The organism is Pseudomonas sp. fls2-241-TYG-175 (genome assembly GCF_030209155.1).
Classification (GTDB): domain Bacteria; phylum Pseudomonadota; class Gammaproteobacteria; order Pseudomonadales; family Pseudomonadaceae; genus Aquipseudomonas; species Aquipseudomonas viridiflava.
This window is the reverse complement of the sequence record NZ_JARVSO010000001.1, coordinates 116,793-143,199: the sequence shown is the minus strand read 5'-3', so window position 1 is coordinate 143,199 and position 26,407 is coordinate 116,793. Positions and strand designations below refer to the sequence as shown.

22 protein-coding genes and 1 pseudogene are annotated in these 26,407 nt (G+C 59.6%); 14 read left to right on the top strand and 9 right to left on the bottom strand.

Going from position 1 to position 26,407, the window contains the following annotated elements; all coding sequences use genetic code 11:
* The 5 genes from QRN20_RS00630 to QRN20_RS00610 form a co-directional block, all read right to left on the bottom strand.
* Complete coding sequence (locus tag QRN20_RS00630) at positions 1–987, bottom strand: ABC transporter permease (RefSeq protein ID WP_122605814.1); 987 nt, start codon at positions 985–987, stop codon at positions 1–3.
* Positions 984–1,988, bottom strand: a complete 1,005-nt coding sequence (locus tag QRN20_RS00625) for an ABC transporter permease (protein ID WP_122428797.1) — start codon at positions 1,986–1,988, stop codon at positions 984–986. The genes QRN20_RS00630 and QRN20_RS00625 overlap by 4 nt, the downstream gene beginning before the upstream one ends.
* Positions 1,975–3,531 carry a sugar ABC transporter ATP-binding protein gene (locus QRN20_RS00620; protein WP_122605816.1) on the bottom strand — a complete coding sequence of 519 codons (1,557 nt, stop codon included), beginning with the start codon at positions 3,529–3,531 and terminating at the stop codon, positions 1,975–1,977. The genes QRN20_RS00625 and QRN20_RS00620 overlap by 14 nt, the downstream gene beginning before the upstream one ends.
* A gap of 13 nt (positions 3,532–3,544) precedes the next feature.
* The gene (locus QRN20_RS00615) at positions 3,545–4,549 is read right to left on the bottom strand and encodes a sugar ABC transporter substrate-binding protein (RefSeq protein ID WP_122605818.1); all 1,005 of its coding nucleotides are present in this window, start codon (positions 4,547–4,549) and stop codon (positions 3,545–3,547) included.
* Positions 4,550–4,775: 226 nt separating this feature from the next.
* A complete protein-coding gene (locus QRN20_RS00610) occupies positions 4,776–6,713 on the bottom strand; it encodes a sigma 54-interacting transcriptional regulator (RefSeq protein ID WP_058432747.1) in 1,938 nt (645 codons plus the stop codon).
* Positions 6,714–6,948: 235 nt separating this feature from the next.
* On the opposite strand from QRN20_RS00610, the gene QRN20_RS00605 reads away from it, so the two are divergent.
* The 7 genes from QRN20_RS00605 to QRN20_RS00575 all read left to right on the top strand — a co-directional run bounded on the left by QRN20_RS00605 (position 6,949) and on the right by QRN20_RS00575 (position 12,865).
* On the top strand, positions 6,949–7,431 hold the full coding sequence (locus QRN20_RS00605) for an MSMEG_0572/Sll0783 family nitrogen starvation response protein (protein ID WP_004879505.1): 483 nt from the start codon (positions 6,949–6,951) through the stop codon (positions 7,429–7,431).
* 140 nt (positions 7,432–7,571) lie between these two features.
* Positions 7,572–8,525, top strand: coding sequence for a Nit6803 family nitrilase (locus tag QRN20_RS00600; protein WP_122605820.1), 954 nt, complete (start codon positions 7,572–7,574; stop codon positions 8,523–8,525).
* 25 nt (positions 8,526–8,550) lie between these two features.
* Positions 8,551–9,675, top strand: a complete 1,125-nt coding sequence (locus QRN20_RS00595) for an MSMEG_0568 family radical SAM protein (RefSeq protein ID WP_050575376.1) — start codon at positions 8,551–8,553, stop codon at positions 9,673–9,675.
* Between the two features lie 19 nt (positions 9,676–9,694).
* Positions 9,695–10,255 carry an MSMEG_0567/Sll0786 family nitrogen starvation N-acetyltransferase gene (locus tag QRN20_RS00590; protein WP_029242184.1) on the top strand — a complete coding sequence of 187 codons (561 nt, stop codon included), beginning with the start codon at positions 9,695–9,697 and terminating at the stop codon, positions 10,253–10,255.
* Positions 10,248–11,276 carry a sll0787 family AIR synthase-like protein gene (locus tag QRN20_RS00585; protein WP_029242185.1) on the top strand — a complete coding sequence of 343 codons (1,029 nt, stop codon included), beginning with the start codon at positions 10,248–10,250 and terminating at the stop codon, positions 11,274–11,276. Before QRN20_RS00590 ends, QRN20_RS00585 begins: the two co-directional genes overlap by 8 nt.
* Position 11,277: 1 nt before the next feature.
* The gene (locus tag QRN20_RS00580; protein WP_029242186.1) at positions 11,278–11,604 is read left to right on the top strand and encodes an MSMEG_0570 family nitrogen starvation response protein; all 327 of its coding nucleotides are present in this window, start codon (positions 11,278–11,280) and stop codon (positions 11,602–11,604) included.
* A 28-nt stretch (positions 11,605–11,632) separates the two neighbouring features.
* On the top strand, positions 11,633–12,865 hold the full coding sequence (locus QRN20_RS00575) for an MSMEG_0569 family flavin-dependent oxidoreductase (protein ID WP_050575374.1): 1,233 nt from the start codon (positions 11,633–11,635) through the stop codon (positions 12,863–12,865).
* Positions 12,866–12,933: 68 nt separating this feature from the next.
* Here the strand turns inward: QRN20_RS00575 and QRN20_RS26710 are convergent, their stop codons facing one another.
* Together QRN20_RS26710 and QRN20_RS26705 are read right to left on the bottom strand one after the other, a co-directional pair.
* Positions 12,934–13,641 carry a methyl-accepting chemotaxis protein gene (locus tag QRN20_RS26710; RefSeq protein ID WP_422762886.1) on the bottom strand — a complete coding sequence of 236 codons (708 nt, stop codon included), beginning with the start codon at positions 13,639–13,641 and terminating at the stop codon, positions 12,934–12,936.
* Positions 13,642–14,040: 399 nt separating this feature from the next.
* Positions 14,041–14,562 (bottom strand): annotated as a pseudogene (locus tag QRN20_RS26705) (MCP four helix bundle domain-containing protein); the annotation flags it as partial.
* 240 nt (positions 14,563–14,802) lie between these two features.
* On the opposite strand from QRN20_RS26705, the gene QRN20_RS00565 reads away from it, so the two are divergent.
* Together QRN20_RS00565 and QRN20_RS00560 are read left to right on the top strand one after the other, a co-directional pair.
* Positions 14,803–15,231, top strand: a complete 429-nt coding sequence (locus QRN20_RS00565) for a VirK family protein (protein ID WP_004879519.1) — start codon at positions 14,803–14,805, stop codon at positions 15,229–15,231.
* A gap of 204 nt (positions 15,232–15,435) precedes the next feature.
* Positions 15,436–17,739 carry an FdhF/YdeP family oxidoreductase gene (locus QRN20_RS00560; RefSeq protein WP_122501512.1) on the top strand — a complete coding sequence of 768 codons (2,304 nt, stop codon included), beginning with the start codon at positions 15,436–15,438 and terminating at the stop codon, positions 17,737–17,739.
* Positions 17,740–17,766: 27 nt separating this feature from the next.
* Here the strand turns inward: QRN20_RS00560 and QRN20_RS00555 are convergent, their stop codons facing one another.
* Complete coding sequence (locus QRN20_RS00555) at positions 17,767–19,758, bottom strand: sigma-54 interaction domain-containing protein (RefSeq protein ID WP_122605822.1); 1,992 nt, start codon at positions 19,756–19,758, stop codon at positions 17,767–17,769.
* Positions 19,759–19,949: 191 nt separating this feature from the next.
* On the opposite strand from QRN20_RS00555, the gene QRN20_RS00550 reads away from it, so the two are divergent.
* The 4 genes from QRN20_RS00550 to QRN20_RS00535 all read left to right on the top strand — a co-directional run bounded on the left by QRN20_RS00550 (position 19,950) and on the right by QRN20_RS00535 (position 24,021).
* Positions 19,950–20,972 carry a Gfo/Idh/MocA family oxidoreductase gene (locus QRN20_RS00550; protein ID WP_122605824.1) on the top strand — a complete coding sequence of 341 codons (1,023 nt, stop codon included), beginning with the start codon at positions 19,950–19,952 and terminating at the stop codon, positions 20,970–20,972.
* The gene (locus QRN20_RS00545; protein WP_122605826.1) at positions 20,969–21,757 is read left to right on the top strand and encodes a TIM barrel protein; all 789 of its coding nucleotides are present in this window, start codon (positions 20,969–20,971) and stop codon (positions 21,755–21,757) included. The genes QRN20_RS00550 and QRN20_RS00545 overlap by 4 nt, the downstream gene beginning before the upstream one ends.
* Positions 21,758–21,824: 67 nt before the next feature.
* The gene (locus QRN20_RS00540; protein WP_122605828.1) at positions 21,825–22,751 is read left to right on the top strand and encodes a sugar ABC transporter substrate-binding protein; all 927 of its coding nucleotides are present in this window, start codon (positions 21,825–21,827) and stop codon (positions 22,749–22,751) included.
* A gap of 190 nt (positions 22,752–22,941) precedes the next feature.
* Positions 22,942–24,021, top strand: coding sequence for an alpha/beta fold hydrolase (locus QRN20_RS00535; protein ID WP_122570121.1), 1,080 nt, complete (start codon positions 22,942–22,944; stop codon positions 24,019–24,021).
* Between the two features lie 46 nt (positions 24,022–24,067).
* On the opposite strand, the gene QRN20_RS00530 is transcribed toward QRN20_RS00535, so the two are convergent.
* A complete protein-coding gene (locus QRN20_RS00530; RefSeq protein WP_277312852.1) occupies positions 24,068–25,171 on the bottom strand; it encodes an oxidoreductase in 1,104 nt (367 codons plus the stop codon).
* 123 nt (positions 25,172–25,294) lie between these two features.
* Here QRN20_RS00530 and QRN20_RS00525 point away from each other — a divergent pair, with 123 nt between their 5' ends.
* The gene (locus QRN20_RS00525) at positions 25,295–26,191 is read left to right on the top strand and encodes a LysR family transcriptional regulator (RefSeq protein WP_122545047.1); all 897 of its coding nucleotides are present in this window, start codon (positions 25,295–25,297) and stop codon (positions 26,189–26,191) included.
* The last annotated feature ends 216 nt before the right edge of the window (positions 26,192–26,407 follow it).

Sequence of the window (26,407 nt, the reverse complement as noted above, 5' to 3'; positions counted from 1 at the left end):
TCAGTGAGTATCCTGTAACAGGTGGCGACTGGCGAAACTGAAAGCCAGCACCAGAAAGATCAGCGCCCCGGTCGCGACCTGTTGCCAATAGAAATTCCAGCCGATCAACAACAAGCCATTGGCAATGACGTTGATGAACAGCATACCCAACAGCGTTCCGACGATGTTGGGCCGTCCCTGACGACTCAAGGTGGTGCCCATGAACACTGCGCCGATGGCGCTGATCAGATAGGCATTGCCTGACATCGGCACGTACGCGTTGACGGTCGAGCTGAGCAGAATGCCCGCCACCGCGCAGGCCAGTGCGCTGCCGACAAACACTTGAACGGCAATGCGTCGGATCGACAGACCCGAGTAATAGGCCAGCTGTGGCTGCGTGCCCACCGCCAGAATCTCGCGCCCCAGACGCCCACGCGCCAGCACCAGGCCGTAGACGCCCGCCAATAACGCCACCAGCCAGACCGGCAACGGCAGGCCCAGAATCACCACGCCGGTGATGCCAGGCAATACACCTTGAGCGATGTAGATCGGCTGCCCGCCATCCGACAGCAGTTGCTGCACGCTGGTGCCGATGAACAGTGTGCCCAGCGTCGCCAGAAACGGCGAGATGCGCAGACCTGCAATCAACAGCGCGTTGAACGCTCCCGCCGAGCCGCCCGCCAACAAGGCAACGACCACTGCAGCGCCCAGTCCGTAACCGCCGTTGAGCGCGACCACGAACCCCAGGCTGGCAAAGTCCACTGCGGTGCCCACTGAAAGATCGATACCGCCTGCCGCCACCGCCCAGGTCATGCCCACGGCGACAATTGCCAGCAACACGAAGTTGTTCAGAATCAGGCTCGACAGGTTGCCCCAGCTCAGAAAGCCCGGTGCCTCCAGCGCGAAGAACACCAGAATGATCAGCACCAGCGCCGGTAACGTGGCCGTCAACAGTCGCGGAAGAACGCTGTTTCGTAGCGATGACGCCGTCAGTGTCAGCGTACTCATTGTTCACCCTCCGGTTGGCCGACGGCGCCGGAAAAGGCCACCACCAGCAGAATCAGGACGCCTTGCACGCCGTTGACCCAGAAGCTGGAAATGTTCAGCAACTGAAAGCCGTTGATGAGAAAACCCAGCAACAGGGTCGCCAACAGCGTGCCGGGAATGTTAGCGGTCAGCCGCCTGGAGAACACCGAGCCGAGAAAGGCGATTGCCACCACCGACAACAGCAGGTCACCAGAGCCGGTCGTACTGCCGCTGAACACCGCCGCGGAGCAGAACGCCCCCAGTGCTGCGCAGGTCCCGGCAAGCAGGTAAGTGGAGAACACATAGCCACGGGAGTTCAAACCCGCCGCTTTCGCTGCCAGCGGGTATTCGCCAATGGCGTAAAGGCGCAGGCCATAGGCGCTGTGCTGAATGACCACATGCAGCACGGCGGCCACACTCAATAACATCCAGGCCAGGGCCGGTACGCCCAGCCACTCACCCGATACCAGCACGTCCAGCAGCGCAGAGTCGGTGGCCAGCACGGTGTTCTGGGTCAGCACCAGTTCCAAGCCTGCGATCAGGTTCATGCTCGCCAGGGTTGCCAGCAACGGCGGCAAGCGCAGAAGCACCACTGCCAGCCCATTCACTGCACCGACCAGCAGACCGCAGCCCAGCGTGAGCGCCACTGCTTGCCAGGTTTCCAGCCCTGCGTTGTTGAGGCTGCTGTAGACGGCCGCACACAATCCCAGGTTGGCCGCCAGCGACAGGTCCAGCCCACCGCGAACCACGTTGGAGCCGCCGCCGATGACCACGCAGGTCAGCCCCAGCGCGAGAATGCCCAGCACAGCCGACTGGGCAAACACGTTGCTGAGATTGCCGAGGCTCAGGAAGTTGGGCGCACTCAGGGCAAACCCCAGCAGAATGATCAGAAACACCAGTAGCGAGCCACGCTGCGCCAGACGCAGCAGCCAGCCTGCCGACGGGTTTGCTGACTGATGAAGGGAAATTTCAAGCCCTGACATGTTGGCGCTCCTCATGGGCATGATCAAAGACGGTCTCGCGCTCACTGGCCCCGGTGGCGCAGGCCAGCAACTCATCGCTATCGGTGGTGCGCGCATCGAACTCACCGGCGATGCGACCCCGGTGGAGCACCACGATGCGCTGCGTGATGCCGATCAGTTCAGGCAGGTCCGAGGACAGCACCAGAACCGCAGCGCCGCCCTCGGCCAGCCGGGCGATCAATCGATAGATTTCGGTCTTGGCGCCGATATCGACACCCACGCTTGGCTCGTCCAGCAAGTACAACGACGACTGTCGGCTGAGCCATTTGGCCAGCGCGACTTTCTGCTGATTGCCACCGCTGAGCGTTTGCACTGCGCTGCCCTGCCCCGACGTCTTGATCGCCAACTCATGGATCAGCCGTTCACTCTCGCGAACCTGCGACTTGCCGTCCAGCAGCCCCCAGCGGCTGAACCGGCCCAGACTCGCCAGTGTGATGTTTTCCAGCACCGACAGCGCCGGGGCGACGCCGTGGCTGCGACGCTCTTCCGGCACCAGCGCGACGCCCTCACGGATGGCATCCCGTGGCGAATTCAGGTGCAGCAGCTTGCCGTTCAGCAGCAGCTCGCCACGCGAAGGCTTGACCAATCCGAACAGGCTCTTGAGCAGTTCCTTGGCCCCTGAACCGACCAGCCCGGTCAGACCGACCACTTCGCCGCGACCCACGGTCAGGTCGATGCCGTCATAGGCGTGGCCCGAACCCAGTCCCTTCAATACAAGGACCGGGCCGCCCGGTATGGCCTGCGTCCGGGGATACAGCTCACCCACCTCACGATTGACCATCAGCCGGGCAATCTGCGCGGTACTGGTGACTTCCGGATCCACCACTGCCACGTCGCGCCCGTTGCGCAGCACCGTCACCTGATCACAGAGCGATTCGATTTCCTGCAGGTAATGCGAGATGTACAGAATCGTCAGTCCTTCATGGCGCAGGCGACGCACGATGGACAGCAAACGGTCCACTTCCCGCTTCACCAGCGACACGCTTGGCTCGTCGAACACCAGTATTTTTGGTTTCGCGATCAGCGCGCGAATGATCTGCACAATCTGCCGCTGGGCACTGTCCAGATCGCGGATCAGCGCCCCTTTGGGAAACGCCATGGCGAAATAATCATGGATCAGCCGCGCAGCCTCACGCTCTTGAGCGCGACGATCCACCAGCAGGCCACGCCTGATTTCCTGACCGAAGAACAGCGCCTCACCCACCGTGAAGCTTGCGGGCAGCAAACGCTCCTGATGAATGAACTGCACGCCCAGCGACTCGACCTGACGCGGCGTGAAGGCGTCGAAGGACTGGCCATGAACGCTCAGGCTGCCCTTGTCGGCCTTGTGTATGCCGGCAAGCACCTTGATCAGGGTCGATTTGCCCGCGCCGTTTTCACCGACCAGACCATGAATGGTGCCCGGCTCGACGCGCAGATTGACCGCATCCAGCGCCTGGGTAGCGCCGAAGCGTTTGGAGATGCCTTGCAGGTGCAAGGCAGGCGGTGACGTCACTGAAGTCATGGTCTATCCCCGATCAATTGTCGCCGCGAAGCTGCCGCACTTCGGGCAGGTTGCCTGCGGTGGTGAGCAACGTGGGCACCTGGGTTTCCCGGGGCAGCTCCCGTTGTCCCGCCAGATAGCGTGCGACGTTCTGCACGGCTGTCTTGCCGATCAGCACCGGCTGCTGCGCCACAACGGCTCCGATGGGCGAATCGCTACGGCCAAGCAGTTCCAGCACTTCCGGCGTGCCGTCCACGCCATAGGTCTTGATCTCGGTGCGCCCGGCATCGATCAGCGCCTTGCTGGCACCCAGTTGCGGAATGTCCCAGGCTGACCAGATGGCCGACACGCTGCCCTTGGGATACTTGTTGAGCAAGGCCGAGACCTGCGAGTAGGCGTCCTGAACGGTATTAGGGATGACATCGCGCAACTCGGGCTCGATGATCTTCAGCTCTCGATGATCCTTGAGCGCCAGCTTCAGTTGATCGTAGCGAATCGCGCAGACCGGCACGCCGTAAAAACCGTTGAACACCAGAATGTTGCCCTTGCCACCCGCGTCCCTGATCAGTTGCCCGGCCAGCGCCTTGCCGGTGGCGACGTTGTCTGAGGTGGTGTTGTTGAGGCTGTACTGCGACGGCGCATCGATAGTGAACAGCGGAATCCCCGCCTTGCTGATGCGCTTGAGCCAGGGATCGATCACGCTCAGGGTTCCGAGCGTCTGGATGACTGCATCGGGCTTCTGGGTGATCACGGTCTGTAGCTGGTTCACCAGGTTCTTGTCGTTGCGCCCAGCATCCAGGGTGATCGGCGTGCCGCCCAGCCGTTTGACCTCATCGACCTGCGCCTGAAACGCCTTGATATCGAAGTAGTGACTGGTACCGGTCATGCTGATCGCGATGCGCTTGCCTGCCAGCGATGGAACGTCGCTGTCATCGGCCTGTGCAGACATGCCCATGCAGGCCGCTATTAACGTCAGTGCCAGTGCAGGCCAGCGTTTGCCAAATCGGTTGGACGTCGAAGGAAGAACGGCATCGGGCATCGGGGTAGCTCCGCAGATTCAGGACAGGAATCCGAGGAGCAGTGCACAGCCCGTGCCCGAGCGAGGCGCTGAGGGTTGAATATCCCTGCGAAGCATGGCCCTTGGTGCTTTCAGGGATTTACGTCGAGTATCACCCAGCGTTTCCGTGAGCATAAAGCTCGTGGGCCTGCCGAGGAATGCTGCGCAAATTGCCGATTCACTGTTGCCGGATCAACAGCACCCGGCATCAGTCACGCGTCGAAGCGCCGCCCTCACCACCGCCTGGTTCGATGTCCAGTCGCTTCAATCGCGAAGCCAGCGTGGTGGGCTTCAAACCCAGCAACTCTGCCGCCCCACCCTTGCCGAAGAGTTTCCCCCTGGTCGCTTCAAGAGCGGCGCGCATGTTTCTGCGCTCCAGCTCCCGCACTTGCGCGTCCGTTAAAACGACAGGGGTTGCGGACGACTCCATCACAGGCTGGATCTTGGTTTGACCCGGTTCATCGGGCAGGTCAAGGGCGAGGTCGGCGCCACGAGAGGTGATCAGTGCGCGCTCAATGACATTCTGCAGTTCACGAATATTTCCAGGCCATGAATAGTGTTGCAGGCGGTCAATATCGCTGTTGCGAAGGCGGCGGCCGGGCATGTTCAAGCGCTTGGCTGTCTGTTTGAGAAAATGCGCAGCGAGCGGCGCAATGTCCATCGGGCGTTCGCGAAGCGCGGGTGACTGAATTGGAAATACGTTCAACCGGAAGTACAGGTCCTCGCGGAAACGCTTGCCAGCCACTTCTTGCCGCAGGTCGCGGTTGGTCGCAGCGATGATGCGCACATCGACCTTGCGCGTACGCTCCTCGCCCACACGTTCGAACTGCCCTTCCTGCAGTACACGCAGCAACTTGCTTTGCAGATCCAGCGGGATCTCGCCAACCTCATCGAGAAATAATGTCCCGCCATCGGCCAGTTCGAAGCGTCCGACCCTGTCACGTATGGCGCCGGTAAACGCACCCCGAATGTGACCAAAAAACTCGCTCTCGAACAGCTCGGCAGGGATCGCCGCACAGTTGACCCTGATCAGCGGATTTGCGCTGCGTCGGCTGGCCTGGTGAATGGCCCGGGCAATGAGTTCCTTGCCCGTACCGGACTCGCCATTGATCAGCACGCTGGCGTCCGTGGGCGCCACGACATCCACTTGTTTGATGATTTTCAGGATGGGCTCGCTCTGCCCCACTATCTCCCGAAAATTGTGTTCCGTATGGATTTCTTCCTGCAGGTAGGCGTTTTGCTCCTCCAGTCGATGCTTCAGCACTTTTAGTTCTTCAAGGGCGCTCTGAAGCTGGCGCTCGGTATTGCGGCGCTCGGTGATATCGCGAAACACCACGACCGCTCCTGCGATCCGGCCATCGGTGATCACAGGTGTGCTGGTGAATTCCACAGGGAAGGACGTTCCATCCCTTCGCCAGAAAACTTCCTGGCGTCCCTCATGGACGACGCCGTCCCGCACGGCCTTGTAGATGGGGCAATCTTCAACCGGGTAGTGGCTGCCGTCGGCATGGGTGTGGTGGTGAATCCGGTGAATGTTCTTGCCGATCATGTCCTGAGGCTCCCATCCCAGCATCCGGGCGCCTGCCGGGTTGACGAAAGTGGCCAGTCCATCCGGGTTGATGCTGTAGATCCCATCGCCCACGGCACTGAGTAAAAGCTGGTTATCGCGTTCGCTTTCCTGGAACAGGTTAAGAATATTGCGCCACTCTATAAGCCCGCCGCGCATCGTGCGTTCGGTATGCGCCTGATCACGCTGATACTTTTCCTGGCTGACCTCTCGCATCACGAGGATCAGTTGCGGGCTGCCTTTGACCTGCAGAATTGTGGCTGACAATGCCAGTTCGATCCGTTCGCCGGTCTTGCAGTTGCAACTCAGGTCTTCGCTCCAGCCGTGCCCTTTGTCCATTACTGCCTGGGTGAACACGATGAGGTCGGCCAACTGATGCCCGAACAGCTTGCTCACCGGCAGTTTCAAAAGTTCCTGCCGGGGGTATCCCAGCAGTTTGCAGGCGGCGATGTTCAGATCGCCAAATCGATCGGCGACCGGATCGAGCAAGGCGATGGCTTCAGCGCAATGCTCAAACACCATGTGTCGAGACGAATAGGCCAGGTCGGCCCAACCGTTGAGAGAATCTGGCTCGCTCATTACGATATCTCGTGTTTTTTGGCTACGAATATTCGTATTACTACGGGAATACGTGGCGCGGCGAAAGCATCAGAAAGCGTCCAAAAAAGCGTTTCAGATCCAATAACCGTTCAGATTCAAACAGTTGGATGCCTTGCGGCAGCCACATTAATTTCTGGCACGTGATTCGCTCTTGTACTCATGCACTCAGCCGCCTTCGGCCGCTGACAAAACATGACTCACTGGAGAAGACGATATGCCAACCGTGGACATTGCTCATTACCAAGACGGCGACTTTCTGGTCAATTACGAAGAGAAAGTCTTCGAGGACGTAAAGGCCGAACCCGGCGAGAAAGTGCTGATCACGTTCCACACCATCGCCTTCGAAGGCTCCATTGGCCTGGTCAATATGCTGCAAGCCAAGCGCCTGCTGCGTAAAGGGTTTGAAACCAAAATCCTGCTGTACGGCCCTGGTGTCCAATTGGGCGTGCAGCGCGGTTTTCCTACCTTGGGTGCCGAAGCGTTCCCCGGCCACCTGGCGGTCAACAACCAGCTGAAAGCGTTCATGTCCGAAGGCGGCGAAGTCTATGCCTGCCGCTTTGCCCTGCAGGCACTCTACGGTCAGACCGAGAAAGCCCTCATCGAAGGCATCCGCCCGATCAACCCGCTGGATGTCATGGATCTGCGGCTTCTGATGCGTCGCGAAGGCGCGATGATCATTGATACCTGGACAGCGTAAGTCGGCAACCGCTGATTACGCAGGAGCCCTGACCGTCGAGGCCGCCGAGTTGCTGCCGGGTCATTTCCCGGCCTCACCAAGGCGGCTGACGCGCCTCGCCCCTTGACCGCTCTTGGTTTCAAACGACAGGAAATCGAAACATGCCAACAATCCGTGCTGCCGCCGTTCAGTTCAGCCCTGTGTTGTATTCACGCGAAGCCACAGTCGCAAAACTGTGCAACACGCTGCTCGACCTGGGCCGTGATGGTGTGCAGTTCGCAGTGTTTCCTGAAACCGTGGTGCCTTATTACCCTTATTTCTCATTCGTCCAGCCACCTTTCGCCATGGGCAGACAGCACCTGAAACTGCTGGAAGAATCTGTGACGGTTCCCTCTGACGTGACCCGGCAGATCGGCGAAGCCTGCCGCGAAGCCGGAATCGTAGCCTGCATCGGCATAAATGAACGCGATGGGGGAACGATTTATAACGCACAAATGCTTTTTGATTCCGACGGCTCGCTGATCCAGCATCGCCGCAAGATCACGCCGACTTACCACGAGCGCATGGTGTGGGGGCAAGGTGATGGATCTGGCCTGAAAGCCACCGACAGCGCCGTCGGCCGGATCGGCGCGCTGGCGTGCTGGGAACACTATAACCCTCTCGCTCGCTACGCCTTGATGGCTGACGGCGAACAGATCCATGCCGCCATGTTCCCAGGCTCGCTGGTCGGGCAGATCTTTGCCGAGCAAATGGAAGTCACCATCCGCCATCACGCGCTGGAAAGCGGCTGTTTCGTGGTCAACGCCACCGCGTGGCTGGATGCCGGGCAACAGACACAGATCATGATGGACACGGGCTGTGCGCTGGAGCCGATATCGGGCGGCTGCTTCACCGCAATCATCTCTCCGGAAGGCAGGGTGCTTGGTCAACGTACAGAAGGCGAAGGCACAGTCATCGCCGACCTCGACTTTGCCCTGATCGACAAACGCAAACGAATGATGGACTCGGTCGGACATTACAGCCGGCCCGAACTGCTGAGCCTGTTGATCGACCGTCGCGCGACCGCTCATGTGCATGACCTGCACGGATCATTCGAGGAGGCCTCACATGAATGACTTGATCGCACACAAGCCTGCCGGGATGCCTGCTCATAAAGCCAACGACGTGGACTTGATACCGGTCAGGAACCTCAATGCAGACCTTCTCGCCGAGCTGCAATGCCATGGCGTGCGCTGGGAAGGCGCGGACGGTCTGTCTCGCAAAGGCGGTGCCGGGCCATCCGACCACAAGGCGCTGAGTCTGGGTGAGCACACCGCGATGGTGCCAATGCTTAACCATGCTTCGCTTGACTCGCCCTACTCTGCGCGTCCAGGCGCAGACGGCGCTCAGGCACTGATTTTTCGCGAGGGTCTGCAGGTCGGTAAGGTTGAGCTGCCCGGCGTACCCAGGTTCTATGGACTGAACACCGAGGACGGCACTCCTTATTGGAAAATCGCTACCTTGCACAGCAAGGACGTACTGGCCACCACGATCCTGCAGCATTGCATCCGCATGAACGATACAGCTACGTCCTGTCAGTTCTGCGCCATCAGCCAGTCGCTTGCCAACGGCAAAACCATCGCCCGCAAGCGTCCGGCACAGCTGGCCGAAGTGGCGAAGGCTGCGGTTGAACTGGACAACGTCAAGCACATGGTGATGACCACCGGCACCCCTCAGACCAGTGACCGGGGAGCAGCCGTACTGTGTGAATCTGCAACGGCAGTGACAGCCACAGTTGACCTGCCCATCCAGGCGCAATGTGAACCCCCGGATGACGACGCATGGTTCCAGCGACTCAGGGACAGCGGCGTGGTCTCGCTGGGCATGCACCTTGAAGCCGTCACCGATGCGGTCCGTCAACGCATCATGCCCGGCAAGGCGCAAGTGCCGCTGGAGCGCTACTTCAGCGCCTTCGATGCAGCAGTTCAGGTGTTCGGCCGGGGCCAGGTCAGCACTTATATTCTGGCCGGGCTCGGCGACAGCGAAGACGCCATTGCGCAGATGAGCGAGCGCCTGGCGAGTGTCGGCGTGTATCCGTTCGTCGTGCCCTTCGTGCCCATCGATGGAACCCCGCTCGCCCGTCACCCCAAGCCGGACAATGGATTCATGCAACGGCTCTACCCCCGTATCGGGGCGAGTCTGCGCCGGCATGGCTTGCACTCGGACAATATCAACGCGGGCTGCGCCAAATGTGGCGCGTGCTCAGCACTGAAACACCACGAGTAACGGAGCGGGAGCGCACGCCATGGCCGAACATGCCTTTGCTTTGATCGACGGAACCTTCAAAGACTTTCTCGCCGGTGACATGCTGGTCAAACCGGCTGATGAGGCCTGGGAGCGACGGCATTATTACGCACTGCGCCGAGCCGTGTTTTCCGAAGAGCAGCAGCTGCTTGCGCAAGATAAAGACGAAAACGACTTCAAAGCGCTGCCGATCGTGGCAGTGGCTCACCACTGTGGCATGCCGGAACGCGTCATCGGCGCAGTACGCATTTACGAAGAGACGCCAGGGGTCTGGTACGGAGGGCGACTGTGTGTTGATCGTCAATACCGCCGCTATGGAATGATCGGCAAAGCGCTGGTCAACGAGGCCGTGTCCAAGGCACTTGACCTGGGCTGTCATACCTTTCTGGCAACAGTGCAACACGCCAACGAGGACTACTTCCAGGGTCTGCACTGGGAAACGCTCAAGGAGATGAGCCTGCTCGGCCAGCCACATTGCCTCATGCAGGCACGGCTTGAACACTATCCGTTCATGGCCCGCCAGACTGCGCTTTTAGGTAGAACGGTGAACCGCAATGGCTAACGCGTGTGCGACCGAGTCTGCATTGAAAGCCTTGCTCGCCGAACTTCGGGACACGCCCGCAATGCGCTCGAAAATGGCGATACAGACGCCGGCCGGCAGTTGCTCTGCAGTGGCCCCTACACGAGAGAGTGTGTACGCACTGCCGGGTGATGACACGGCCGCCATTCGGTGCGGTGATCAGTATCAGCTACTGGCAATCGAGGGGATGATTCCAGCGTTCGTCGAACAGGCCCCCTGGTTTGCAGGATGGTCCGCCGTAATGGCCAACGTGAGCGACATTACCGCGATGGGCGGACGTGCCACTGCTGTCGTGAATGCTTACTGGCACCATGACGAGAAGGCCGCCGATCAGGTCATGGCGGGTATCCAGGCGGCCTGTGCGGCCTACGGTCTGATCCTGGCGGGAGGCCACACCAGTCAGGCGCCCGGTAACCCCGCAGCGTTGGCAGTTGCAGTGACAGGCTGGGCCCGCGCCCTGCTATCGACCTTGCACGTTGCGCCTGGACAGATCATTGCCATGGCCGTTGACCTCGATGGCGAGTGGCACGGTGACGCGCCCTACTGGAAAGCGTTCGAGAATGACACGCCCGAGCGCTTGCGAGCAAAGCTTGAGGTTATCCCACGGCTAGCCGAGGCCGGACTGCTGACGGCAGCCAAAGATGTCAGCAACGCCGGGATTCTGGGCACCTTGCTCATGTTGCTTGAGCCCACGGCCTGCGGTGCGGCGATTGATCTGTCCGCCGTTCCCCGACCCGCCGACGCGCCATTTGCGCGCTGGCTGCAAGCATTTCCCAGCTATGGATTTCTGCTGACGCTGGACCCCAAGGACTTATCCACGGTCAAGGCTGCCTTCGCTCATGAAGGCCTGCACTGCGCCTGCATCGGCGAGACCGACGACAGCGCGCGCCTGCAGGTCAACCATGGCTCGGAAAGCGAAGTGTTCTGGGATCTGGCGCGACAGCCTTTCACCGGTTTCAGTTACCCCCGGTTACGCCACCTTTTCGACGTCAAGGAGCATTGACATGCCCGCAGTCAACATTCGTTTGCGCTGGCCGGATGGCCAGGAAAGCAACGTGTATTCGCCGTCCACCGTGATTCATCAACATCTGACTCAAGGCGATTCCTATACCCTGCCCGATTTTTTGCAGCGCGCCGATGCGGGCCTGAATGCAGCCTCCGAGCGGGTCAAGGCCGTCAAAGGTTTCTACTGCAGTTCTGCGATGGACAGTCTGAGCGGGATTCGCATGATGGCGCGCAGATTCACGACCGCCGAGGCGCAGGTGACAGTTCTGGAAGTCAAGGAACAGGGCAGCGGGAAAGTCCATTACTCCGGATTTGGCGACATCTGACCACTCCCCCATCAAAAGGAACACGCAAATGACTCACTACAGCACAATTGTCGTCGGTGGGGGCCAGGCCGGGTTATCGGCCAGCTACTACCTGCAGCAGCACGACATTGATCATGTTGTGCTGGAAAAGCACAGCCTGACTCACACCTGGCGCAATCAGCGCTGGGATGCCTTTTGCCTGGTGACGCCCAACTGGCAATGTGATCTTCCCGGCTATCCGTATGCCGGCAATGATCCGCACGGATTCATGAAAAAAGACGAGATCATTGCATATCTGGATGGCTTTATTGCCAGGGTCAATGCCCCCGTGCGGGAGGGCTGCGCAGTGCTCCATATGACCACCAGACCTGAAGGCGGTTATCGCCTGACAACGACGCTTGGCGAATTCACGGCAGATCAGGTCATCGTCGCAAGCGGCGGCTACCACACTCCGATTATCCCGCGATTGGCCGAGCGTCTGCCGACCGGGATGACTCAGCTCCATTCGGAGCAATACCGCAGTCCCCAGGCCCTGCCCGCAGGAGCGGTACTGGTGGTGGGATCCGGGCAATCGGGTGCACAGATCGCCGAGGACCTGCACCTGGCCGGTCGCAAGGTATTTCTGGCAGTCGGCGATGCGCCGCGGTGCGCGCGCTTTCACCGCGGCCGGGATGTCGTCGACTGGTTGGCGGACATGGGTTACTACGACATCGGCGTCGATGCTCATCCGCTGCGTGAAGGTGTGCGTGATAACACCAACCACTACGTGACCGGACGGGACGGAGGCCGCGATATCGATTTGCGCCGCTTTGCTACTGAGGGCATGCGACTGTTTGGTCGTCTTAACAGCCTGGACGGCACACGCCTGCAATTTGCAGCCGACCTTGCTGCAAACCTCGACGCTGCCGATGCTGTTTACAACCGCATCAACGCCAGCATCGACAAATACATTGCCGAACACGACATCGACGCACCCGCCGGTGTGCCTTATGCCCCGCTATGGACGCCGGAGGGCGAGACCACCGAACTGGACCTGTCGCACAGCGACATTACCAGCATCATCTGGTGCATTGGCTTTCAGCCGGATTTCAGCTGGGTCGATGTACCGGTGTTCAATGGTCGCTCCTACCCAGGCCATACGCGCGGTATTACAGCGCAGAAAGGCCTGTATTTCCTCGGCTTGCCATGGCTGCACACTTGGGGATCGGGAAGGTTCTCCGGCATCTCGCGTGACGCGCGTCATGTCGTAGAGAAGGTCTCTTCTGTACGCACCACCGAGTAATCATGAGCCGGGCGGCAATCCGACGAGGACGAATTGCCAGCACTGCAAAACTCGAGACCGGCAACCGATCAACGCAAGGTAAATTGCCCCAGCGTGGTGTTCAAACCATTGGCCAACTCTGCCAGCGACTGGCTGGCACTGCCGGTCTGCCCGGTGCGGACCGCCGAGTGTGCGGACAGGTCGCGAATGCGCACCAGATTGCGGTCCACTTCACGTGCAACTTCTGCCTGTTGCTCAGACGCGGTGGCGATCATGGTGTTGCGTTCGTCGATGACCGCGACTGACTTCGCAATCAGCGCCAGCGCCGCGTTGGCCGACTCCGCCTGCTGCCGGGTCTTTTGCGCCTGTTCGGTGCTGACCTCAAGGGCCGTCAATGTACTTTGAGTACCCTGCTGAATATGCCCGATCATGGTTTCGATCTCGCGGGTCGACTCGCTGGTGCGATGCGCCAGCGCGCGGACTTCATCGGCAACCACAGCGAAGCCACGCCCTGCATCTCCGGCGCGAGCGGCCTCGATAGCGGCGTTGAGCGCCAGCAGGTTGGTCTGCTCCGACACGGCGCGAATGACGTCCAGCACCTTGGTGATGTCCAGCGTTCGAGTGGCCAGCGATTTTGCTTCGTGAGACGCTGTGCCGACGTTCTGAGTGAGTTCAAGAATCGATTTGACGGTGTGATCGAGTTCGTCCTGACCCTGGCGCGCAGACGCTGAAGATGCCTTGGACTCCTGCGACGTGGCCACGGCATTGCGTGCCACCTCATCCACGGCCTGACTCATCTCGGTTACCGCCGTTGCGGCCATTTCGATTTCGCTGTTCTGCGCCACCAGATCATTGTTGCTATCGACGATCAACGCGTTCATTTCTTCAGTCGCCGAGGCCAGTTGGTTCGCAGCGTCGCCCACGTGGGTCAATGTCTTGCTCAGGCTGAGGCGCATCTGCTCCATCGATTGCAGCAAGAGCGCGGCCTCATCGGTACCTGCGCGGTCTACGCCGGTAGGTCGCAGATCACCTGAGGCAATGGTTTCCGAGGTCAACAGTGCCTGACTGATGGGCACTGAAAGGCTGCGCGACAGGCGCCAGGCAAGCAGTACGGTGAGCAGTACCGCCAGCAGCATGACCGCCAGGGTGACGGAGAAAGCGCTGCCGTAAACGCTGGTGGCATTGGCGCTCGATTCTTCTTCCGAGGCGTCATTGAGCTTTTCCAGCTTGCCGACCAGCGCTTCCATGCTTTCGGCGATGGCCTTCATCTCGACCCAGGCCAGTTGCTGACCGGCCTCGACCTGATTGTCCTTGACCAACTGGTAGACCCGCTCAGCACCCTGAGCATAAGACTGATACCCCGCGCCGAGCTGGTTGATCAAAGCCCGCTCGTCCTCGGAGGTGATCAATGGGGCGTAGGCTTGCATGGCCTTCTGAAAACCGGCCTTCTTTTCCAGCAATTCCGCGTGCACCTGTTCGACCTGCTGATCCGTATGAGTCGACAGCATTTTCATCGCCGTGGTACGGGTTTTCTCGAACGCCAGCGAGATGTCATCGCCCAGTGCGATGCCTGGCAGCGAGTCGTTTTCGATCTCCAGGGACTGTTCACGAATGCTGCGTAGCTGTTGAAGGCTGAAAACCCCGAGCCCGATGACGAGAACCACCATCAGCGTAAAGCAAACGGCCGTTCTGACTGCGATTTTCAGCTGTCTCAGCATGTCCAACCCTCTTCCTCAATGCGGCGACCATATTGCCACCATCATTTGTATCGGCAGATGTCTGAAAAGGATAACCGGACAAACTTTCATGTTGGCCACTGCGACAGGAGGCCCATCCGGGAAAAGCCTTATGGTAGGGTTCGCGCTGCCTAATAACCCCGGATTTGAGCGGTCCCCGTTACGTTGCAACACCCTCGTAGCAGGTGACGAGGACCGGTCTGCATTGCTGGAGAGTCAACCATGAAACGTTATTGCGCTGCATTCATTGCCCTGTCACTGCCCGCCTTCGCTTTCGCAGGCGACGCCCTTCGCGACCAGCCTTCCATCATCAAAGCCTTGAACACCGGCGAGTCGGTGTCGGTAGTGATCGATCTCGGACAGTGCACGTCCTCGATCAAGGGCGCGGAGCCGTCAAAGACCCAGGGCGGTAAACGTATCGATGCCTATCGAATCACGCCCGATGGCATGCTGGCGTTCTCGGACACACACTTCACGCTCGACCGGGATAACAAGCCTATCGAGCAGTTCATTCGCTACCGCGTGAAACCCGACGGCAAAGCCGATTTCAGCATGACCACGCTCAGTGTTCCTGGCTACCAGCAGACCGGACAGGCCGTGAGTTACGACTGCGCGGTTGGCAAAGGCTTGAGCTTCTTCACAGCCAAGTAGGATTGTTGTGTCCAAGGCAGGCTCTGTGCGGGCCTGCCGAAGGTTTTACGACTCACGCACAGACCTGCGAGTCAGCCGTTCGTCCAGCTGAAGTCCTTGAGCGTTGCTCGAAGACGCCTACCGCCTCGAAATCCGCTGAACCTTTCTCCGGTCGGCTTCGTCCCAGCCTTATCAAGCAGCCTGCTTAATGGCCTGGAGCGACCGATGCTGATTTACCCCAAGACCCGTTTCAAACCCTATACCAATGCCAGCGGCGGCTGGGGGTCGGCTAAGTCGGTGGCGCAGATTCTCTGGCGGGAGAAAGCGCTGACCAAGCCAGCCGTTGCTTTGTTGAAACAGAACAAACCCGATGGTTTTGCCTGCGTCAGTTGCGCGTGGGCCAAGCCCGGCCACCCGCGCGCACTGGAGTTCTGTGAAAACGGTGCCAAGGCGACTGCCTGGGAGCTGACGTCGCTGAAAACCGACCCGGCCTTTTTTGCCGCGCACACGCTCAGCGAGTTGCGCGGCTGGGCCGACTACGATCTGGAGCAACACGGCCGGCTGACCCACCCCCTGCGCTACGACGCCAAAAGTGACCGTTACCTGGAAACATCCTGGGAAGAGGCCTACCGGGAGATCGGCGCACAACTCAAGAGCATGGAGCCGGGCAGCGTGGTGTTCTACGCCTCAGGGCGCGCTTCACTGGAAACGTCATTCATGTACCAGTTGTTCGCCCGCGCCTATGGCACCAATAACCTGCCCGACAGCTCCAACATGTGCCACGAAAGCACCTCGGTGGGTTTGCAGGAAAGCATCGGCGTGCCTGTCGGCACTGTGACGCTGGACGATTTCGAGCACACCGACTGCCTGTTTTTCTTCGGCCAGAACGTCGGGAGCAACAGCCCGCGCATGCTTCATCAATTGCAGGAGGCGCGCCAGCGAGACGTGCCGATCATTACCTTCAACCCGCTGCGCGAGCGTGGGCTGGAGCGCTTCGTCAATCCGCAATCGCCCGGCGAAATGCTGATACCCGGCTCGACCGTTATCAGCACGCAATATCATCAGGTGGCCACCGGTGGTGACACGGCCGCCATGACCGGTATCGCCAAGGCCTTGCTGGAAATGGAAGATAAAGCCACCGCCAACGGTACGCCGCCCGTGCTGGACCACGCATTCATCGCCAGCCATACCCAGGGCTTCGACACCTTCACAGACTATGTCCGCCACAGCACCTGGTCGGAACTGGAGCGCCAGAGCGGCCTGACACGAGGGGCGCTGGAAGCCGCTGCGAATGTTTATGCCCGCAGTCAGCGCGTCATGTTTGTCTATGGAATGGGCCTCACCCAGCACCGGCGTGGTGTGACCAACGTACAGATGCTGGTGAACCTGATGCTGATGCGCGGCAATATCGGCAAGCCGGGAGCCGGTATCTGCCCGGTGCGTGGCCACTCCAACGTGCAGGGCCAGCGGACCGTCGGCATCACCGAAGACCCGAAAAAAGTCCCGGCTGACCTGATTGAGCAGCACTTCGGCTTCAAGGTCCCGGAACAGAAAGGCATGGCGACGGTGGACGCCTGCGAAGGCATCCTCGAGGGTCGTGTAAAAGGTTTTATCGGCCTGGGCGGTAATTTCCTGCGGGCCATCCCCGACACCTCCCGGATGGAACCGGCCTGGCATGGACTGGACCTGAGCGTCCAGATCGCGACCAAACTCAATCGCACGCATCTGGTCCCCGCCCATAACACCTGGTTGCTGCCCTGCCTGGGCCGAATCGAAATCGACCAGCAGAACGGCGTCGAGCAAACCTATACCACCGAGGACAGCACCGGCTGCGTACATGGCTGGAAAGGCAGCGCCCAGCCGGTAGGCCCTGCTGTCCGAGCGGAGGCAAGCATTGTCGCCGGGCTTGCTGCCGCCACCGTGCTCGATGGCTGTTTGATTGACTGGCAAGCCTGGAGCAACGATTACACGAAAATCAGAACAGCCATCGGCATCATCTATCCGGAAATCTTTCACGACATGGAAACCCGCATGGCCGAACCCGGTGGTTTTCATCGTCCGCTCGCCGCCGCGCAGCGCAAATGGAACACCGAAAGTGGCAAGGCACAGTTCGTCACACCTGCCACGCTGGTCGAAAACGACGACATCGCGCTTCCTGAATCCACTCGCGACGTGCTGCAACTGATGACGCTGCGCAGCAACGACCAGTTCAACACCACCATCTACGGCTATGACGATCGTTTTCGAGGTGTGAGCGGGACCCGCGAGGTGATTTTCATGCATTGCAATGACATCGAGCGGCTGGGCTTCAAGGTCGGTGAGCGCGTCCTGCTAACCACTGCGGTGGAGCCCGAGGTGAAGCGTCAGGTCGGGCCGTTCGAAATCATCGCCTACGACATTCCAGAAGGGTGCGCTGGCGCTTATTACCCAGAGTGCAACGCACTCATCCCGATCTGGCACCATGCCGAGCGCAGCAAGGTGCCAGCGGCGAAATCGGTGCCGGTGCGGCTGACCTCGATCAACGCGTGATTCATGCGAGGGGTTGCGCGCAGCCGGTCATGATCGAAACGCCTCGGCCTTGAGTCCGTAGCGTTCCATCTTGTTGTACAGACCGCCGCGCGAGACCTTCAGCCGCTGGGCAGCCTGACGAATGTTGCCCCGCGTTTCCTCAAGGGCGGCGGCGATTGCGTTCATCTCATGAGCGCCAAGGTCCGGCGTTGTCCGAATCTCGGCCACGATCCCCGGCGTCAGTGGACGCAAACCTTGCCGGATTTCAAGCGGCAGGTCACTGAGCTGAACACGCTCATTCGTAGTGAGATTGGTCGCGCGCTCGATGATATTTTCCAGTTCGCGCACATTGCCCGGCCAGTGGTAGCCGCACAGGGTATCCAATGCCTCCTGCGAAAAATCGCGCACGGGTTTGCGCAGCGAGCGGGCACAGCGAACGAGAAAGTGGCGCGCCAGCAAGGGCACGTCCTCGCGCCGCATTCGCAAGGGAGGCACGGTCAGGTTCAGCACGTTGAGACGGTAATAGAGGTCTTCACGAAAGGCACCATCAGCCACCGCCTGACTCAGATTGCGGTGAGTCGCCGCGATGATCCGCACGTTCACCCGTTGCGATTTCTTCGCCCCGACACGGGTCACTTCGCCTTCCTGCAGAACCCGCAGCAGACTGACTTGAGCATCGAACGACATGTCTCCGATTTCATCGAGAAAGATTGTCCCGCCATCAGCCAGTTCGAACTTCCCTGCGGCACCCCCGCGAGCCGAACCGGTGAAGGCGCCTTCTGTGTGACCAAACAGTTCGCTCTGCACCAGATCCCGCGGGATGGCTCCGCAGTTGACCGCCACAAAAGGACCGCCGCACCGCTCACTGGCGTTATGGATCGCCTGGGCGAACAATTCCTTGCCGGTCCCGCTCTCGCCCAGTATCAGTGTCGTGGAATCACTACGACTGGCGATCCGACCCAGGTGCAGCGCGTCCTGTATCGCGCGTGAACTGCCCTGAATGGTGTCGAAAGTGTAGCTGGCCTGACTGCCGATGATCTTGTGGGTGATATCCCGAATCCGTCTTTTCTCACGCAACGAAACAATCAGGCCACCCTGCTCCAGCGGGCAGATCGAAACCAGGCATGCCAGATGGCTGCGATCCTGCAACTCGAAGGTGCAGTCCAGATCACGCACCCCTTCCCCGCCACGCTGCAGGATTCCATCGGTGAGCTCGCTCTGACCGAGCTGCTGAAAAGGACTGCCCAGCACCTCAAGCCCGACGCGAAACAGCTGTCGGGCGTAACGATTGAGCGCCTTTATGCAGCCTTGGCCGTTCAGCACCACCAGGCCTTCGTTAAGCACTTCAAGCACCGTCTGCTGTTCTTCCAGCAGCGCCTGCAAGGCCATCTGCCGCGACACGGCCTCCGCTGCGGCCTGAACGGTGCCGAGCGTATGGAAATGAAACCAGCCCGGCTCTGCGGTCAGGGTCAACATCGCCAGCGTACGCCCCTCGGCGTCTCTGATAGGTGCAGCGGCGCAGTGCATGCCCCGTTGTCGCAGGCCTGAGCCGAAGTTCTCCTCGGCCAGCACATAGACCAGTCTATCTTCAGCAAGCGCCAGGCCAGTGCAGTTGGTGCCCTGTACCGACTCCAGCAATAGGCTGCCCACCGGTGTGAGATCCAGCCCGCAGAAATACAGGGTCGTGCCCTGTGCGTCGGTCAGGTTGATATGACCTCTGGGGTTATAAGCCAGCAAGCCGCCCATGACCTGAGCCGCTGCGGCGATCAGCGCACGATTCGTCGCCAACGCCGCATTCAACTCGCCGGGCGTGACGAAACGGTATTCGCCATCGGCCGGATCGATACCGGCCTTGATGCTGCGTAACCACGAATCCCAGATGGTCTGCCTGATTTCTGAAGGCCGTTCGGTGCATCCCTGAAGGCAAGCTATCCAGGCGCTTTTCAGCGCCTCGCTCGGCCCGGCGTTCATTGAGGCCGGACCGAGTGCAGTGAGGTAATCGCGGTCCTCTGCACTGAGAATCATCGGCTGTGGGCCCATCGCTCATCTCGCTATGTTCATATCTTTGACATGTCAGTGTAGACATGTCTTTTAAATGCACACAATTATTCAGTCTTTAAAAAAATTATCCTGAAAATCAGTTAGTTATAGATTGGCACAGTGATTGCTCCTGACCTGATACCGGCCGTCCTTACTGTCGGTACACCCAACAACAATAAAAAGGAAACGTCATGAGTACATCGCAAACGATCCGTCTGGGTCTCATCGGCGCCGGACGCATGGGTAGCTTTCACGGCCTGACCGCCGCACGGCATATTCCCGGAGCAAGTCTGACCGCCATCGCTGATCCCTCTCACGCCCACGCGACACGCCTGGCAGCAGAGCTGGGCGTGCAAAAAGTCTATTCAGACCCACAGCAACTGCTGGACGACCCGGACATCGACGGCGTTCTGATCGCCGCACCAGCCCGCAGCCATGCCGAGCTGGTGATAAGAGCCGCCCGCGCCGGAAAAAGTGTCTTCTGTGAAAAACCGATGGCAATCACGCTGGAAGAGGCCGACCGCGCTATCGCTGCGGCTGCCGATGCACGAGTGACCTTGCAGGTCGGCTTCAACCGGCGCTTCGCGAAAAGTTTTCGTACTGCCCATCTGGACGTTGTTGCAGGCAGAATCGGGACGCCACAGCTGCTGCGTTCGCTGACTCGCGATCCGGCCCTGAATAATCCGGCCGCATCGCCCCAATGGGTGATCTTCCTCGAAACCCTGATTCATGACTTCGACACCCTGCGCTATCTCAATCCAGGCGCGGAAGCGGTCGAGGTGTTTGTCATGGCAGACGCCCTGATCGCCCCGGAATTCAAGGCCAACGGATTTCTCGATACCGCCGTGGTTACCGTCCGCTTCGATAACGGCGCGATTGCGGTTGCCGAGGCGAATTTCCAGGCGGTCTATGGCTACGATGTCCGGGGAGAAGTCTTTGGCAGCGCTGGCATGCTGAGCATGGGCAGTGTCAATGAGTCCGACCTGCTTCGCTATCTGGCGACTGGCGTCCAGGCTGACACCCAGAGAATGGACACCGACCTGCTGCGTGACGCCTATTTCGCCGAACTCAACCATTTCGTCGGTTGCATGCGCAGTGGGGAAAAACCTTTGGCAAGCGGCGAAGATGCACGGGCAGCCCTGGCCATTGCCCGCGCCTGCATCGAATCCTTTCAGCAAGGCAAGGCGGTACGCGTACAAGGAGCCGCCTCATGAGCGTCACGCCCTTTAAACTGGCCGTCAGCGCTGAAATGGTATTCCTCGACCTGCCCTTCACCGAACGCGTCGAGCGTATCCATGCACTGGGCTTCAGCGTCGAGATCTGGAACTGGACGACCAAGAACATCGCGGCCCTTGTGGCCACGGGCGCAGATTTTACCTCCATGACTGGCTACATCTCCGGCAACCTGACCGATCAGGACGACATCGGTCGGTTGCTTGACTCCGCACGCGAATCATTGAGGGTCGCCGAGCAGTTGAACTGCCCGAGCCTGAACCTGCATGGCACCGGCCTGGACGCTGACGGCCTGCCGGTCAAGCCGGTCGCGCATACCACAGGCCGCATGTGGCTGAGCGCCTGCAAGACGCTGGAAAAGATCGCGCGGCTGGGCGAGGACGCGGGCCGGGTGTTTCTGCTGGAAAACCTGAACACCGAGGTCGATCACCCCGGCACGCCCTTCGCCCGCGCCGAGGACACACTCGCACTCATCGAAGCGGTAGACAGCCCGTACCTGAAAATGAACCTGGACCTGTATCACGCACAAATCGGCGAAGGAAACCTGATCGAGCTGATCCAGCGCGCCGGCAAGGCCATCGGCGAAATTCAGGTCGCGGATGTGCCCGGCCGCATGGAGCCCGGTACTGGCGAGATTCACTACCCGGCGATTGCCAGAGCATTGTCCGGCATCGGTTACAGCGGTGTGGTCGGCCTCGAGGGCTGGGCCAGCGGCGACAGCGAACGGGCACTTGAGCGTTTCCGTCACGCGTTCACGCTTGACTGAGCACGCCGCACTGAGCGCCAACGCTTGTCAGTGAAGGTCTACCCATAACAACAAAAGGAAAACCGTCATGCGCATTTACACACTGCTGCTCGCTACGCTGCTGACCCTGTTCAGCCAATGGGCCGCCGCCAGTTACCGCATCGGGGTCAGTATCGCCAGAGTTGACGATAACTTCATGACCTATGTGCGTAACGGTCTGGACGATGCCGCCAGACAGGAGGGTGTCCAGATCCAGTTCGAGGACGCACAGGGCGATGTGGTTCGCCAGCTCAATCAGGTTCAGGGATTTCTCAATCAAAAAGTCGATGCAGTCATCGTCCTGCCCGTCGACACTTCCGCCACGGCGAGCATGACCCGCGCCGCAGTGGCAGCAAAAATACCGCTGGTGTACGTCAATCGTCACCCGGACGAACGCAAGCTGCCCACAGGGGTGGTCACGGTCGCGTCCAACGATATCGAGGCCGGGCAACTGCAGATGCGTTATCTGGCTGAAAAGCTGGGAGGCAAAGGCACCCTCGCAATCATCATGGGCGACCTGGCGCAAAACGCCACGCATGACCGTACCGAAGGCGTCAAACAGATCCTTAAGGACTACCCGAACATAAAGGTCGTTGAACAGCAAAGTGCCGAGTGGCAACGCAGCAAGGGAATGGACCTGACCAGCAACTGGCTGCTCGCAGGCAGCCGTTTCGACGCGATCATTGCCAATAACGACGAGATGGCAATCGGCGCAGCCATGGCCCTGCAGCAGGCAGGCAAGGCAAAGGGCGAGGTTGCGATTGTCGGTATCGACGGCTTGCCTGACGGTCTGGCAGCGATCAAACGCGGAATGCTGGTTGCGTCGGTCTTTCAGGACCCCAAGGCCCAGGCCGCCAGTGCGATGCAGTCGGCGATCAGGATGATCAAGGGTGAGCCCGTCACAGCTGACGTGTGGGTGCCCTTTCAATTGATAACGCCAGAAAATCTGGCGACGTTCGAGCAGCGCTATAAGTAGCCCGCTCGACTTGTGCTCATGACACCCGGCGGTTTACCCCAGAAACGAAAAAAGGACCTGAGGTCCTTTTTTCGTTGCCCAATGTTAATCATTGTTAACTGAAAAATAGCTTCACAAAATACGATCACAGGAGGAATATCCGTCCGGCACGCCTACAACCTGACAATAAAAACCAGACAGGATACCTTTCATGCAGCGCTCCGCTTTGCGCCCTGCCATCGGGCTGATGTTTCTGTTTTGTCTCGCCTCCAGCCTTCATGCCGCCCCGCTCCCGGCTGCAAAAGAAGGCGACTGGGTCGCCCCCGAGTTCACCTTTCACACAGGTGAAAAACTCGCCAACCTGAAACTGCACTACATCACCCTCGGCGATCCGAAGAACCCTGCCATCCTTTTCCTGCATGGCACTTACCGGCCCGGCAGCGACATCCTCGCCAAGGACTTTGGTGGGGAGTTATTCGGCGAAGGCCAACCGCTGAGCGCGAGCAAGTACTACATCATTTCCACCGATGGCATTGGCATGGGGCAATCCACCAAACCCTCGGACGGCCTGCGCGCCAGCTTCCCGGAATATAACTACGCCGATATGGTTCAGGCGCAGTATCGACTGGTGACCGAGGGACTTGGCGTCAAGCACCTGCGCCTGATCATTGGTAATTCCATGGGTGGCATGCAAACCTGGATGTGGGGTCAGACCTGGCCGCAGATGATGGATGCACTCGTGCCGATGGCCTCGCAACCCACGCCAATGTCATCGCGCAACTGGATGATGCGTCGGCTGCTCGTGGAGTCGATCAAGCAGGATCCGGCCTGGAACAACGGCAACTACACCACACAGCCGCCGTCCCTGCGCCTGGCCAACGCGATGTTCAGCATCGGCACCAGCGGTGGCAATCTGGCTTATCAGGCTGCGGCCCCTTCCCGGGCGCTGGCTGACAAGTACGTGGATGACCGACTCAACTCACCACAGACGTCTGACGCCAACGACTTCATCTATCAATGGCAGTCCTCCGCCGATTACGACGCGTCGAAGGGGCTGAATAAAATCCAGGCGCCAGTGCTGGCGATAAACGCGGCAGACGACGAACGCAACCCACCGGAAACAGGGCTGCTGGAAGGCTCGCTACGAGAGATCAGGAACGCGAGGCTGCTGCTCATTCCTGCCAGCGCCGAAACCCGAGGTCATGGGACGACAAGCAACGCGAAGTTCTACAGCAAGGAATTGGAGCAGTTCATGCGGGAGACCGAAAAGCCGAAACTGGCAACTCATTAGGTATTCGACTGCGCAGGGATGCCCACCCTGCGCTGCCGGCTGTTTTTCACGTCAGGCCTAGCTCGCTTTGCTTGATATCAGCAATCGGGCCGAGAAGCGACGGATCGAAGTCGTTGAGAGCACGACGTTCCGAAATCCGTTGCGCAAGGTCAGGGTTGGCCAGAGCAGCCTTGCCCACAGCAACCATGTCTGCGCCACTCTGAAGGACCTGCTCTGCCTTCTCCCTATCGTGAAGACCGCCATTGGCGATCAACACGACGTCAGGCGCATAACGCCGGGCAAGCGCAAGCAAGCTGACGTCATTGTCGGGAAAAGCAGGCTGCCAGGCTTCGTACTCAGTCACGTGAATGAAATCGACACCTGAGTCGGACAAACTGCCGAAAACGGTCTCTGCCCCCTTCTCTCCCTCAACCCACTTGTGCTGAAAGTCGTTGACCTTGCCTTGCGATATACGCACTCCGACTGGCGAACGGCCAACGACCTTTTTCACTTCGGCGACCACTTCAAGGGTAAGCCTGAGGCGTTGACGAATATCGCCTCCCCAACCATCTGAACGCTGGTTTGAATAGTCCGTCAGAAACTGGTCAAGCAAATATCCGTTGGCTGCATGGATCTCGACCCCGTCAAAACCTGCTGTCTCGACAGCCAGCTTCGCTGCCTGGGCGAAACCCTCGATGGCGTCGGCAATATCCTCATCACTCATGACCCGAGGGACGCGGTACTTACCGTCACCGCGATAGAACGCCATTTGCTCACCCTTGGGGCGGATCCCCGACGGTCCTGCAGTGCCATCGGTGAACCGGTTTGCCTGGCTGAGCGCGCCTGCGTGCATGATCTGAGCGATCACCGCACTCTCATGCCGATGAACTGCGTCCACCACAGGGCGCCAGGCCAACGCCTGCTGTTGGTCAGTGAGGCCCGGCTGAAAGCGGTAACCCTGAGAAAACCTGCGATCCGTGTAGACACCTTCCGTAATCACCAATGCGAAGCCGCCCTTGGCGAATCGTTCGTAATACTTTGCCATGTCGTGCGTGGCATTTCCGGCCTCGGTCGCGCTGACGCGCGTCATGGGCGCAAGCGCAAGGCGGTTCCTGAGCTGCAGATGGCCCATATCAAAAGGCGTTAAAATAGCCCGGCGTGTCGTATCCAATCGTCATATCCTCCAGATGGGTTATCTGAACGAACAGCTCAGATACCAAAGACAATAGGCACTCAAAGACGTCAATAAAAGCCCGTCACACGATAAGGCGGCTTAACGGATACAGATATAAATATGCAGCTTCCGGAAATAGAAGTGTTCGCCAACATAGCCACCAGCGGCAGCCTGTCCGAAGCAGCCAGGCGGCTCGGGTTGTCTGCAATGATGGTCTCTCGGCGCCTGGCGTCTCTTGAAAGCGATCTGGGTGTACGGCTGGTGCACCGCACAACCCGCTCCGTATCTCTCACGCCGGAGGGGGAGCTTTTTCTGCCCCATGCCAGAACCATGCTGGAAGCGAGCGAGACAGCGCGAGCCACACTGAAAAACAACGTGGCCAGCGTGAGCGGAACATTGCGAGTCACGGCCCCAACCGTATTCGGTCAGACCGTCATCATGCCCCTGCTACCCGCGCTGCTCTCCAGCAATCCCCAACTCGGAATCGACCTCACGCTGTCTGACAGCATCGTAGACATCGCCGGGCTGGGCATTGATGTGGCCATTCGCATCGCCGCATTGCGCGACTCGAACCTGGTGGCGAGAAATCTGGCTGACAACCCCCGTGTCGTCTGTGCGAGCCCTGATTACCTCGCACGGTCGGGCACACCGCAAAACCTCAATGAGCTCAAACAGCATCAATGCATCGTGTTGCACGCAATGCCTTGCTGGCTGTTTTCCAAACGAGGCGAGCCTTTGGCTTTACGGATTCACGGTGCCTTTTCTGCCAACAGTGTCGAGGCAGTTCGCACGGCAAGCAAACAAGGCCTGGGACTGGCCATGCTGACGTATTGGGACGTTCGCAGAGAGCTCGCTGAAGGTTCTCTCGTGCTGGTGAAGCTGAACGATGCGACACCGGAGCTGCTGTCTATCACTGCCGTGCTACCAACCCGTCAGCAGGTCCCTCAAAGGGTACGCGTGTTCATCGAGTGCCTGGAAGCAGTGCTCAATAAAGAACAAAACCTTCATGAACCCTGACCACAGTTACCGCAGCGGCGCGCTACAAAGCCTTCTGGACAAGGCATGGCGCACTTCGTAAAGCTATCGGCAGCACGTCGATGCTGAAGGCTTATAGGGCGAAATAGAGTGGTATGAGCGTTGGTCGGCATTTGATGAACTGACACCGAGAGCTCAGCATCGAGCCGATTGACCGTAACGGATGAGCGAGGACATTTTGAAGAAAAACAAGAACGA